The 12366-nt window shown below is 69.0% G+C and carries 10 protein-coding genes and 1 pseudogene; 2 read left to right on the plus strand and 9 right to left on the minus strand.

Annotation, left to right across the window (positions count from 1 at the left end):
* Window positions 1-9: 9 nt before the first annotated feature.
* The 8 genes and pseudogenes from MRQ36_RS27675 to MRQ36_RS33610 all read right to left on the minus strand — a co-directional run.
* Entirely contained in the window at window positions 10-861 is an 852-nt protein-coding gene (locus tag MRQ36_RS27675) for a DUF6308 family protein (protein WP_242799687.1), read from the minus strand.
* 187 nt (window positions 862-1048) lie between these two features.
* Entirely contained in the window at window positions 1049-2086 is a 1038-nt protein-coding gene (locus MRQ36_RS27680; RefSeq protein WP_242799688.1) for a protein-L-isoaspartate O-methyltransferase, read from the minus strand.
* A 68-nt stretch (window positions 2087-2154) separates the two neighbouring features.
* Window positions 2155-3570, minus strand: a complete 1416-nt coding sequence (locus MRQ36_RS27685) for a hypothetical protein (RefSeq protein ID WP_242799689.1) — start codon at window positions 3568-3570, stop codon at window positions 2155-2157.
* A gap of 649 nt (window positions 3571-4219) precedes the next feature.
* Window positions 4220-4636, minus strand: coding sequence for an Imm1 family immunity protein (locus MRQ36_RS27690; protein ID WP_242799690.1), 417 nt, complete (start codon window positions 4634-4636; stop codon window positions 4220-4222).
* Window positions 4633-4959 (minus strand): DddA-like double-stranded DNA deaminase toxin, encoded by a 327-nt coding sequence (locus MRQ36_RS27695; protein WP_242799691.1) that lies wholly within the window; start codon window positions 4957-4959, stop codon window positions 4633-4635. Before MRQ36_RS27695 ends, MRQ36_RS27690 begins: the two co-directional genes overlap by 4 nt.
* 155 nt (window positions 4960-5114) lie before the next feature.
* Entirely contained in the window at window positions 5115-5642 is a 528-nt protein-coding gene (locus MRQ36_RS27700; RefSeq protein WP_242799692.1) for a DUF6244 family protein, read from the minus strand.
* A gap of 444 nt (window positions 5643-6086) precedes the next feature.
* A complete protein-coding gene (locus MRQ36_RS27705; RefSeq protein WP_242799693.1) occupies window positions 6087-6647 on the minus strand; it encodes a helix-turn-helix domain-containing protein in 561 nt (186 codons plus the stop codon).
* Between the two features lie 577 nt (window positions 6648-7224).
* A pseudogene (locus tag MRQ36_RS33610) lies at window positions 7225-7431 on the minus strand (transposase); the annotation flags it as partial.
* 229 nt (window positions 7432-7660) lie between these two features.
* Here MRQ36_RS33610 and MRQ36_RS27715 point away from each other — a divergent pair.
* Both MRQ36_RS27715 and MRQ36_RS27720 read left to right on the plus strand, forming a co-directional pair.
* Window positions 7661-8050 carry a peptidase inhibitor family I36 protein gene (locus MRQ36_RS27715; protein WP_242799694.1) on the plus strand — a complete coding sequence of 130 codons (390 nt, stop codon included), beginning with the start codon at window positions 7661-7663 and terminating at the stop codon, window positions 8048-8050.
* 27 nt (window positions 8051-8077) lie between these two features.
* On the plus strand, window positions 8078-9037 hold the full coding sequence (locus MRQ36_RS27720; protein WP_242799695.1) for a hypothetical protein: 960 nt from the start codon (window positions 8078-8080) through the stop codon (window positions 9035-9037).
* A gap of 2 nt (window positions 9038-9039) precedes the next feature.
* On the opposite strand, the gene MRQ36_RS27725 is transcribed toward MRQ36_RS27720, so the two are convergent.
* Window positions 9040-11985 carry a BTAD domain-containing putative transcriptional regulator gene (locus MRQ36_RS27725; protein WP_242799696.1) on the minus strand — a complete coding sequence of 982 codons (2946 nt, stop codon included), beginning with the start codon at window positions 11983-11985 and terminating at the stop codon, window positions 9040-9042.
* Between the last annotated feature and the right edge of the window lie 381 nt (window positions 11986-12366).

Genomic DNA, 12366 nt, shown 5'->3' on the forward strand with positions numbered 1-12366 from the left:
CGTCAAAGATCAGTCGACGCTGCCTGGGGGGCGGTCTGCGCTGTCTACAGCCAGTGCGGTGATGGGCACCGGAGCGACTGCCTCGCATGGAATGTGGGCTCCGGGTGGCCGGCCGAGCCATTTCGGTGGCAATCCTGAGCCGGTAGCGAGGCGATCGTCCATCGCCGTCCACACGACCATGTCTAGCAGCCGGAGATCCGCGATCAGGGGGCGCTGGCTTCCTGGCTGCGCTGCCGCCAGTTCGGGTACCGTCGGCGACACCTCCGCTCGTAGTTGAGCCAGTGTGCCCGGATGGTCGTGGAGGTACGCCGCCATCGCTTCCACGATCGCGGCGATGCGCTCTTGGCGATTGAGGCCGAACCGCTGAACCTTGAGGCTGAGATCGTCACGCTGGTAGCCGAAGGCCATTCCGACGTAGCCGTCTAACACGGGGACGGCCCGAGGTCGGTACAGCGCGGCGAGCTTCGTGATCCTCGGGGCCCAGGCGCCGTCGAACCCGAACTGGCACGCGTGGATGACCGCGTTTAGCTGGTCGTGAGTGAGGTGGTGCAGATCCTGGTCTGCTGGGATGCGACCGATTCGATGGGCGAACTCGCGTCGGCGTGCCAGGTCGAAGTCGGCGATGTGCTTGAGCTCGATCCGGCCATTAAGGGCGTTGGCGAGCAACAGCGACCACGTGGAAACCTCGTCGAGCAGGCCGGTCGACCTGGCGCTGATACCAGCCAGGTCGTAGACAGCCCATCCACTGTGTCGGGAGGTGCAGTACGCCAAGATCCTGCTCGCTGCCTCGTCGATCGGGACCGGAGGCAGCACATCTCCGGAGAAGCCCGCCGTTACGTCGATGGTCACCGCCGCTGTCATGGTTGGCACCGTACCGGCCGGGGGAGAGCGGCCGTGTCCCGTGCTTGCGCTGGCTCGACGTCGCTTCTGCCCAAGCGGCAGGGCCCCTGCGGTGCTCCATTAGATCGACTGATCGGGTTTGACGCATGCCTACGATCCCGCAGATGACGCTCCCGAGAACGCCCTCCTTGTGACAAAGCCGGGCGTGTTACTGGCTGGCGCTGGCGGTGACTCGCAGGTCCCAGCCAGGCAGGTCTTCCTCACCGTTACGGACGAGACACGTGTGGAACCAGGTGGCGTCGGGCCGTCCGGCCTGCTCCCATCGGTGCAGCCACCACCGCAGCGCGGTCAGGGACGAGGAGTCGGCGCTGTTGGCGAGGATGGTGCCGTCGGCCAGGATAACGGCGGCGGTGGCCGCGGTGGTGTGCCCGATGCCGCGCCTGCCGTCGTCCAGGGCGACGAAGCTGCGGTGGGGTCCGCCGGCGATCACGGAGTAGGCCGTCCAGGACAGCCAGTCCAGGGGCGTGTGGTGGTAGGTCTCGGTGTGGCCGGGGCTGCGCAGCAGGCGCAGGGCGGTACGGGCGCCGGTGCGGTGCGGGTCGTCGTGGTCGCGCCAGCCGATGGATATCCATGCGGGTCGGGGATGGTCGGTGTGGTGGTCCACCCAGCGGCCGGGGAGGGTCAGGGCGTCGTCGACGGCGGTGGGGGTGCTCTGGGCGTACCCGCCGAAGGTGACCGTTTCGACGTGGGGGTGTCCCGCGGTCAGGGTGATGGTGGCGACGAGGGTGGTGGACGGCTGGGCGGCGATGGGTAGGCAGGCCACGATCCGGCCGCCCGGGGCGAGTTGATCCACCCAGGCTCGGGGTAGGCGCGGGGGCGTGCACCAGGCAACGATGCGCTGGTAGGGGGCGTGGGGCGGGTAGCCGTTCATGCCGTCTGCGGTGCGGCAGGTGATGGTGGTGATGCCGCGTTGGCGGTGCAGGCGGTCCGCCCACGCGGTGAGGTGGTCGCTGATGTCGACGCTCGTCACGCGCCCGGTCGCGCCGGCGCGGGCGGCGAGGAGCGCCCCGGAGTATCCGGTACCGGTGCCGATCTCCAGCACGTTGTCCCCGTCGCGCACGTCCAGGGCGATCACGTCGCGGTGGATGGCCTCGGCCGTAGAGCGGTGCAGGGTCTCTCCGCGGTCCTCGTTATGGACGTAGAACTGCTCGGGAACGCTGGCGAGCAGCGGGTCGACAGCGGTCATGACACTCCTTCCGCAGACGATCGGTGACTCGACAGGCGCCGTCCTCACCGGGCCGGAGCGGGGCGTGCTCAGCCCTGCCCGTCGGTGGCGCGGACGACGAGGATCGTGCCGTCCCGGCCCAGCGAGAACACCTCACCCGGCGGGCGGACGTCCGACCATCGGCGGAAGATGCCCGGTGCCGCCCGCAGGTAGGGGCCGATCCGACCCTCCGCGAGATGCCGGTACAGATCGCTCTCCACACCCCGGAACACCTCCAGCGCCCGGCCCCCGGGCAGCGGCGCGTAGTAGCGGGTGCCCTCGGCCCGCAGGCCATTGCGCAACCGCACTGTCTGGGCGGTGCTCGACGCCCACGGCAGGTCCGGCTCGAACAGGGCAGCCTGCGCCGGTGCGGCCGGCTCCCCGCGTTGCCGCGGCGTGGCGTACCCGCGGGCCGCCCCGTTGTCGCCCGCGAAGAGCAGCGTGGTCGCCGCCACCGCCCGGGTCAGGATCTGGGTGAACCAGCCACGCCGCTCGGCAGGGATGTCGAACACGTCGGGCGCCCCGGGCGGTAGCTCCTCGGCGGGCGGAACCTCTGCATCGGTGGCCGGGGGAGCGCCATCTGTGGGTACCTCCAAGGCGCGGGCCTCGTCCGGTGCGGCGGGCCGGGGCTGCCAATCCTGGTCGTCGGGGCTGGCGCGCAGCAGCTCGTCCAGGTCGTCGTCCGCACCGGACCACAGCTCGTCGTCACCCGGCGGGTCAAGAACATACGACGTGATCCGGCTTCCGGTCAGGCACAAGGCCACCATCAGCGCCGGCTGGCTGCGCCCGGCCACCCGTAGCGCGTCGACCTGCACCGCGGCCCGCGCCAGTTGCCCGTACGCGAAGCTGGGTGGTTGGTGGGTGCCCTTGCATTCCAGGATCACGATCTTCACACCGCTGCGCCGCCCGGAACTGTGGTGCCCGAGCAGGATGTAGTCCGGCCGCTTCTTCGTCCTGGACGTGGTGTCCACCGCGCCGACGCCGTCGATGAAGCCGGCCTTCAGCGCCACCTCCGCGTCGACCGCATGGAAGTCCCAATCGGGATACTGTCGGCGCAGCACCGCCTTCGCGACCACCAACGCCAGCCCGATGCCCAACTGCTCGGACTGCGCCACCTTGTGGTGGTGGACCACGTTACCGGCGTGCCGGGACAGGGCGAGACAGCCGTCGCGCGCGGTCAGCGTCGCGCAGTAGCGCACGTGCGCCCAGTGTCGTGCCACCTGCGCCAGGGGCGAGGCGGTCAGGAACGTCGTGGCCACGCCCACCTCGTGCAGCACCTGCGCCGGGCTGGTACGCACCGCCGGGCCGATCCGCACGGGCGACGGTGTCTTGCCGTACCGGTAGGCCTCGTAGTCCTTGGCCTTCTCCTTGGCATACCGGAGCACCTCGGTGACGACCTGCTCGGAGGACCGGACCGCGAGCGTGGACTCGCGCCCGAGTGATCGGACGAGCGAGTCGAGGTCCACCGGCCACCCCCGATGCGGCGTCCTTGTTCGAGCCAGGCACTCACAGTCATCGAAAGATGGCAGAGTGTCAATGTTTCTGCCGGGGTGCGACATAACGCTTCTCAGCCGGCCTCCGCCGCGAGAGACTGTGCAATGCGCCGGCGAAGGCTCGCGGCGCGCGCATTAGGGAAGCGGGCCGGCAGCGGTTGCTTCGCGGCGCGGGCCCGTCGAGCAGTCACGTAAACGACCCGCTGAGGCGAGGTACCGAGGGGCAACCATGTGCTGCGGCCGGCCGCGCACCCTGAGTGCGGCTGTCTACCAGGAGTCGTCATTCTTGGGTCGCCGCGTCCGGTGTCCGGCTTGGCCCCAGGACTTGGGCGGTGCACTGCGGTCCTGCTCGCGCCACTGCCTGGTGGTCTCGGCGCTGAGCGTGCGGATCTGTCCGGCGTCCCTGCCCTTTCAGGCGTCACCGCCAGCCGTACCGGACGGGGCGCACGTCTACCGCCCCCGGCTGGCACGCTTCTCTGATCGGCCGTTACTTCTCGTCGACGTGGTGTAGAACCGGCCACTGACTTGATCCAATCGTCGAACGCTGTGGCGGCACGGAGGTTTCCGGTCCCGCGGTCGGTAGGACAGAAGGGGGTCAGCAGCTGCCCCCGGCGGCCGACGTTCACTCGCTGGCAGCTACCAGGTGCGGCGGTTCACCGCCGGTCTTGAGGAAAGTAACTGCCAGTTGTATCGCCGTCTCAGGCCGAAGTTGTAGGTGCTCAGCCGGGTATTCGGTGGGCACTCCGCCGAAATCGAAGTGGAGCCCTTCGGTCGGGGTATTCGCTGTGGGGTCGTGGAGGTAGCCGCCGTCGTCGGCGATGTGTACCGCGAAGGCGTGGGTGGGGTGACCAAGCCCGATCTGGATGCCGGGCGGCAGTTCGTCCGGGTCGTCGTTGGTGTCGCTGAAGATGGTCAAAACGACGGGCTCGCCTGCCTGCTGGATCTCGCGGAGGAGGGACTCCATGGCGTTGGGGTCGGTCAGTTCAACCTCGTGGTTGTCGCGTTGGTCGCCTCGGTCGTAGGTCCAGGTCATCTTCATGCGATCGCCTTTCCGTTTCCGGTGTAGGTGCGCCAATGGCGTACCTGACCGTCATCGTCGCGTACGTAGACGGCCAGCTGCGCGCCGGCCGGCAAGAGCCGAGAGAGGATCTTCTCGCAGCCGTAAGGGGTGTAATCGCAGGGCGGATTGTTCGTCACCACAGCCGCCTGGGTGACGTGGTCGCGGCGCATCCGGGCGGCGAGCTTGGCCTCTAGATGGTCGGTGGTGGTAGCGATGAGCTTGTAGGCCGGCTTGAGGTCCGCAGCGGCGGCCGGGTCACGGCCAGACTTCATGGGAATCCGCTCACCACCGATCAACGCCACACCGGAGGTTGGGTCCTTGGCTTGCCGTCGGGGCAGGTCCCGAGCGGCATCCGTTAATTCTTCGGGTAACGGCTCGTGTGGAGCCGGAGTTGCCGTTGCACTCGCTGTAGTGCCTGCGTCGGGCGGTGGGCCGATGTCGCTGCCACCGCCCATGGTCAGTTTCCCAGGTCGCCGACCTGCCGGGCCTGCGCCAGCGTCGTATCGACGTGCTGTCGGGCTTCGGTGCCGTGCGTCCGGACGGTGGCCAGGACCTGCAGCACCTGCTGCAGACGCGACAGTGTCGGACCGGGTTGCCCTCCCTGCAAGGCCGCCGTGACCAGCCGCCGCGCCTCGTCGACCGCGGATGCCGCTGCGGTAAGGTGCCCGTCGATGGCGGTCAGCGCGGCCACTACCGGCGTGAGCGCCGCGATCGTCTCCTGCGGTGACGGCTGTTGAGCTACGGCGCTTAGCGACTGCGATGCCTCGCCCAAAAGCCCATCGGCCTGCGCCAGCCGAGACCGAGCCTGCCCGAGTACTTCTCGCGCGCGAGACAACCCCACAGTGATGCCAGCGAATCCAGAGGCTACCGCCCGAGCGGCGACCTGCTCGATCGCGTGATCGACAGCCCCAGCCTCCTGCTGCGTCCGTTCCAGCCCGGCCGCCATCGCCTGCAGATCGGCCCCAATGGTGTCGGTCAGCGACATCGCACCACCCTCCGGCTCCCAATCCCCATAGAACCGTGGCAGCGTAAAGACGAGCACCGGTGGAGCACAACCGGTCGCCCACAGCTGCACTGGACGTTTGGCATTCTGCCCCGGTGGCGCTCGCCCTCGTCAGCGACTTGCAGCCCCTCGCCATCCCAGTGTCGGCTCGGACTTGTAAGACGAGGGTGACGGTCGCGCAGCTCGCCGAGGACTGGGGGACCCGATGACGGTGCTGCCAGCGTAACTCGTCGGCATCGTCGACAGCCGTCAGGCAGGCACGTTTGTGCGGCCGGAGATGGCGTGACGGGCTGCACCGACCTGTACAAGTTGTGGAGCGGGGTCAATTGACTTTGCCGCATTCGTTGTACCCGATGACCAGCGCATATGGTGCCTAAGAGGCATGAGGCTGTTAGCCGATGACGGAACCATTAGGTGGCTGGAGAGCTACCGCAGGCCCCCGGCCAGCAGTTCGGATCGGCAAGGCCCGCAATTGGCGGCCAGGCTTCCACGGTGATGGGGGCAATGATCAGCCGTGCGAACAAAGGAGGACGCGGCTGGGCGTCGTAGTGCTCCGCTCGAGGTAGCGGTTCGCTGCGGGATATGGCCTCTGGGAGGCTGCCGGTGCCCGGCCGGCACGGTGCGGTGGCCGCGCAGCTTCATGTGGTCTTCCTCTGCTTCGGGTGACAGCCCATGGCTGTCACCCCTGGTGGCGTCATTTGGCACCCCGCCGCGCTGGTTGTCACCCCCTAGCGTGCCCGGGCGCCCGGTCAGGAGACGGTAGATTCGGGTGGCGACGGAGGCGACCTGGCGGACGGCCAGCCGGCCGAGGTGCACCAGTTTCGCCAGGGTGCGTTGCACGGTGCGAACCGAGACGCCGGCGTAGTCGGCGATCGTGGCCACGGACGGCCAGGCGTCTCCATCGCGGTTGGTGTGCGCGGCGATGGCGACCATGATGAGCCGTTCGGTGGGGCGGAGGTCCTTGGAAGCCAGGAGAGTTGCCTTCACGGCGGCGGCGCCTCCAGGGTACGGAGAACTTGAGATGTTCACTGGTCACGACTCCGATGATCGATCTTGTCGAGGCGGGCGCCATGTGAAGCCCGCGCCGACGTGATCCACGCTCATCTCTGCGGCAAGGTCAAGTCAACGCGACCAATCAGCCAGCGCGGTGCTTGCCCTGCGCTGGGCCGACGCCGTTTCTCCGCAACATTGGTGCTCGACGAGATCGACTGGTCACCGTTGACGCACGCCTACGGCCCCGCGGATGACGTTCCCGAGCTGCTACGCCCATGCCGCCGACCACTTCGACGAGCTGTGGGAACGCCCCTTCGTCAGGGCTCGTCCATCCGCAGTCGTGGCGGCCGTGCCGCTTTCATTGCCGACCTTGCCCGGACAGCGCCCGCCCGGCGAGCCGCGTTCGCCTGGATGTCAGGGGATGCACGCTGATCCCCGGCACGCCTCCGGCGACTCCTTGGAGGCCGCCCGCGCAGCGGTGACGGCTCAGCCGCCGCTGCCACTCGACGACCCGGACCGCGACGTCCGGGCGGCCGCAGCATGCGTCCTGGCCCAGACCGTAGGCCGTTAAGGGGAGGGTCTCGTAGTCGCGGACGAGTCGCCGGTGTTGCATCAGCCAGCCGAAGGTTCGTTCGACGACCCATCGGTGGGGCTGAACGTGGAAGCTCTTCCCGGCACGGCGGGGAACCCGCTCGACGTCGATGCCGAGCCGGGTGCCGTGGGTGCGCACGGCGGTGTTGTAGCCGCCGTCGACCCACGCCTTGACCACAGGTGGATGGTCTGCGGGGACGCACGGGTGGAGCCTTCCCTGAACGAGCGGCCCGGACCCCGTTGCGCACTGTCCGCACGCGACGTAGTGAGCCCTTGCCGCCAACGCGGGCAAGGAAGCTGCGACCTGGGCAATTGAGCGCTCTGAAGGAATCGATTGATTTCCACCGACGATGCTGATGTCCATCGGCGGGGCGTCAGCCGCCGGACGGACGAACGGAAACGATCAGAGGAGAGCCATGAGGAAAAGCGTGCAACGTGTGGCGGTCATGCTCGGCGTCGTTGCGGCGACGGCAACCACGTTCGCTGCGCCGGCCCAGGCCGACGGCCGCGGGGACTGCCCGGGCGAGTATGTCTGCTTGTGGTGGGACCGGAACTTCACTGGGCTGCGCTGGCAGGGCAAGTACGACAACAGCAGTATCGGCACCGCGAACGACAAGGCGTCCTCGGCGTTCAACAACGGCAGGACTTGCTGGGCCTACCTCTGGACCGATCCCGGTTACGCGGGCACGTACCTGCCCATGGCGCTCGGGTCCTACCGGGCCTACATGAACAGCGATCCCGGTCCGAGCCCGGTCGGCTCCTGGGAAGACATCGTCTCCTCGGTCCACTGGTGTTCGCCGCGCTGACCGCACGCTGAATAGGAAGGTTGGCTGGTGATGCGCGAGGCACGCCGAGTGCGGCTCCTGGCATTGTCGGCCCTGCTGGTGGGGGTGCTCTCCGGCTGCGAGGGGCAGCCTGAGAACACCCCTACCACCGCGGCCGTGACCGCCGGTCCGGAGGCGGAAATCGAACTGGGGACCGCTGCTATCGACCTGGCTACGAACTCTGGCACCTACCCGGACCGGAACTACGTCGTCGAACTGGCCGACGAGCGGGCAACGCAGCGCTGCGTACGCGCTGCCGGACTCACCTGGTCCGGTTTCGTGTACCAGCCGCCGCCGGGCTCCGACGAGGATCGTGCTCTGAACATAGAAGGCCGACGGCGTGATGGATACGGATTGGCCGACGCGGGCCGCGGCTCCCTCGGAGAGCCGCCCGGCGGCTCCGGCGGCGCCCGTCTGGAGGAGGCGTTGTTCGGCCGGTCGCGCAAGGTGGCACAGTTGCGGGTCCCGGGGGCCGGAGAGGTGGGGTATCCCGTGGAGGGCTGCACCGCCCGGGCACACGCTGCCGTCTTCGGGGATGTCACGACCTGGGCTCGGGTGACCTTTCTGCCATCGGGGATCAACATGATGCTCGCCAAGAAAGCGGCCGCCGATCCGCGGCTGCAGGCGCCCCTGAGGGAGTGGAGCCGGTGCATGGCCGAGCATGGCCATCAATACAATAACCCGAAGGAGATCCGCTATCAGCTGATCTCGCAGAAGGCGAATCGGGAACGAGAGATCGCGGTCGCGATTCAGGACGCCGACTGCAATCGGGCCGCGGGGCTCGCCCGGACCGAGCTTGAGTTGCGCCGTGCCGCCGCGCGGGCGTTGCCCGCGGACCAGCGGGCCGAACTGGCCGGCCTGGCGACCGCCTTGGACGAGGGCGTGCGGCGGGCCCGGGCTATAGTCGGCGATCCGCAGGCCGACCCCGCACCTCCGCTGGCCGACGACCGCGCACGGTCACCTCGCTGAGTTCAACGGCAGGTGGGGCGCGCTCCGTCCCCGTGACCGGGCTGTCGTCCGTGCTGGCCAGCAGCCGCTTCGTACTTGTACGGCTGATCGACGGGCCCATCTGCGGGCGGCCCGGAGTGCGTCCGGCTGGCCGCCAGCAGGCGACCAACGGATCGCGCCTCCGGGCTGCCCAGCCCTTCCAGGATTACCAGCGCATCGTGCCACGACCGAACAGCATGTTGACGCCTCGCCCGAGCCATCTCGTTGACACCGCTATTGATCAGAGCCTGTGCCTGCAGGTACCGCTCGCCGAGTAGCCGGAACAGCCGTACCGCCTCGTGGAAGCACCGGGCCGCCCGCCCGTGGCTGCCGAGCTGGGCGTGTATGTGGCCCAGGCTGTCCCAGGCGCATGCCTGGCCGTGTATGTCGCCGAGCCGTTCGAGCCAGACCCGAGCCTGTTCGCACGAGGTGAGGGCGCGCCGGTGCCGTCCGAGCAGGTTCTGTTGCCAGCCGATGTCGTTGAGCGTGGACGCGGCGCCACTGAGGTGGCCGGCGGCAAGGAACAGGGCCAGGCTCTCGCCGTTGAGGCGTAGCGCTTCGGCGTAGCGGCGGCGGTGTTGCGCCACAAGAGCCAGACCGTTCAGTGCCCGCGCCTGCCCCAAGCGGTCGCCGAGGCGCCGGGCCACGCGCAGGGAACGGCGCAGATGCACCTCGGCTTCGGCGTGCCGGTGCAGGCGGATCAACGCGCGTGCCGTACCCCGATGCGCGAGCGCACGCGCTGCGGGGTCACCGAGGCGTACTGCCGCGCGCAGCGCGATGCGCGCGACGGCGGCTTGATCATGCCAGTGTCCATGCCGTTGCAGGTAGGTGGCCAGAGCGGCGGCGATCAGCCCGGCCGCCGGGTAGGCGCCGGTCGCATATGCCTCTCGCGCAGCGTTCACCAGTTCGGCCCGGTTGGTGTCCAGCCATTGCCGGGCCGTATCGACGTCGCTCAGCACTGCCGGGTACACGTCCGGCCCGACGGTCGGCACCGGCGGCATTTCGCGGTGAGGTTCGAGCAGCCGTGCGGCGGCGACGGCAGTGCCCGCGTAGTGCGCGAGCAGCCGGTCGCGCGCCGCGCTGCGCTCGGCGGCGGTCTCTTTAGCGTGCAGCAGTTCGGTGGCGTACCGGTGGAGAACGTCGTGCTGGAGGAATCGTCCGGGCGCCGACTCGTCGATCAAATGCAGGCGGGCGAGTGCGGCTAGCGCCCGGTCGGCCTGCGCCGGGGACATGCCGGCGACGCTGGCGGCGGCCGGCACCGTGATGTTCTGCCAGTGCTGGACCGCGAGCAGCCGGAACAGGCGTGCGGGTCGATCCGTCAGGGCCCGGTAGGACCAGGACAGGACGGTGCGGACGTCGGTGTAGGGGTCTTCGCCGTCGAGGGCGTCGAGTGTTCCGGCGGCGAGCAGTTCCGCAGCCAGCTGCGGTATCGAGAGTAGGGGACGGGTGGCCAGGCGGGCACCCGCGATTGTCAGGGCCAGCGGAAGACCGCCGCATGCTGCAACGATGTCGCTGAGCCCATCCGCCGTCGCGCCGCGCCGGTGCCCGAGCCGCGAGCGCAGCAGAGCGCGGGCGGCCGGTGGCGTAAGCGGGCCGAGAGGCAGCGGCTGGGCAGCGGTGGCTGCGACCAGGCCGGTGAGACGGTCGCGGCTCGTCACCAGCACCACGCTCGTGGAGGTGGCGGGCAGCAGGGGGCGGACCTGGTCGGCGGTACGGACGTTGTCCAGCACGATCAGTATTCGCCGGGTGATGAGCAGGCTGCGGTACAGGGCCGCCAGCGCTGTCAGCCCGATCGGCATCCGCAGGGACGGCACCCCGAGCGCCTGCAGGAAGTCGCCCAGCGCCACCTCGGGCGGGATCGGAACCTCGGCGGGACCGAAGCCACCGAGATCGAAGTAGAGTTGTCCGTCCGGGAATTCGCGCGCGGCACGGTGGGCCCAGTGCACCACTAGGGCTGTTTTGCCCACTCCTGCCATACCTGAGACGACCACTACGGTCGGGCCGACCGCAACCTTGTCAAGTGTCGCCAGCTCGGTCTCCCGGCCGACGAGATGAGGCACCGCGCGCGGCAACTGCGCCGGCCGGGTGCGTCCGTCGAGGATGCGGTCCGCCGCACGGATGCGCAGACCCTTCGGCTCTGTCTGTCGCGGACGGCTCATCGCCGCCAGGGAGGACACCCCCAGGTGGTCGCCGCGAAGCAGTTCACCGTGCAGAGCTTGGAGCTCGGGCCCCGGCTCGGTCCCCAGTTGCTCCGCCAACAATTTACGGGTCGCCGCGTACTGCCACAGTGCCTCCGCGCCCCGGCCGGCTGCGGCGTACGCCCGCATCAACGCCGCGACCAGGGTCTCCACCAGCGGATGTTCGGCGTTGGCCCTGAGGAGTTCGGGGAGCGCGAGTTCCGGCGTGTTGAGTTCCACCGCTGCGGCCCCCCAGGAGGTGAGGGCGACCAGGCGCTTCTGCTGCCATTGCTCACGCACCTGCTCGAACCACTCGCCGGAAAGGTCGGCCAACGGACGATCACGCCACAGGTCGAGTGCGGCCTTCAGCAGTTCCGCTCGCTCCTGCACCGGATCGCGGTTGTGCAGAGCGCGGTTGAGCATGGACTGGAAGCGGTGAACATCGATGGCATCCAAGTCCACCTCGAGTACGTAACCACTCGACCGCCGGGTCAGGGTGGCGGTATGACTGCTGAGGTCGCTGGCCTCGGAGAGCACCTTGCGGATCCGCGCTACGTAGACGTGCAGGTTGTGGCGCGACCGTTGCGGTAGAGCCTGCCCCCAAACCCGATCGATCAGCACCTCCGTCCGCAACGGCTTCCCCGCGTCGATCGCAAGCGCCGCGAGAACCATCCGTTGCCTAAGCGGGCCCACATCCACTGGAACACCAGCGGCGTGCAGCTGCATCGGACCGAGGAGTCGCAACGTCAGCACGTATCGACGCTTGCACATTCAGTCATGAAAAGCACTCCCCCTCGAAGGCGTCTCGGGGACCGCCGACTCAGCAGCCCTCCGGGGGCAGCTCCGCCCACTTTGCACCTGCGGGACATGACGGCTCGTCGGGATAAGACGGACAACGGCAGCCCCGATCGGGAGGGGACACGACGTCCACCGTCACGCGACCACGGGGTGCATCCGACCCCCGCACGGGCGGGCGCGAGCGGCCCGCGCAGCCGACGTCTTTCCACTACCGGAGTACCGCGGATGATCACCAGGGTCGCGGGAGCGTGGACGCTGGAGCGAGGTGTGGGCATTAGTAGGCGGCGCTGGTCCGGAGCTCGGGGGCGGAGTTCTCCAAGAGGCACGCGAGGCGGT

This window comes from Micromonospora sp. R77 (assembly GCF_022747945.1).
In the GTDB taxonomy this organism is placed as follows: Bacteria; Actinomycetota; Actinomycetes; order Mycobacteriales; family Micromonosporaceae; genus Micromonospora.

What these genes read in the sequence shown, in the direction of transcription:
- MRQ36_RS27700 (WP_242799692.1), bottom strand. Translation starts at nt 5,642, where the DNA reads ATGTCGCTGACCGACACCATTGGGGCCGATCTGCAGGCGATGGCGGCC.
- MRQ36_RS27715 (WP_242799694.1), top strand. Translation starts at nt 7,661, where the DNA reads ATGAGGAAAAGCGTGCAACGTGTGGCGGTCATGCTCGGCGTCGTTGCG.
- MRQ36_RS27680 (WP_242799688.1), bottom strand. Translation starts at nt 2,086, where the DNA reads ATGACCGCTGTCGACCCGCTGCTCGCCAGCGTTCCCGAGCAGTTCTAC.
- MRQ36_RS27690 (WP_242799690.1), bottom strand. Translation starts at nt 4,636, where the DNA reads ATGAAGATGACCTGGACCTACGACCGAGGCGACCAACGCGACAACCAC.
- MRQ36_RS27675 (WP_242799687.1), bottom strand. Translation starts at nt 861, where the DNA reads ATGACAGCGGCGGTGACCATCGACGTAACGGCGGGCTTCTCCGGAGAT.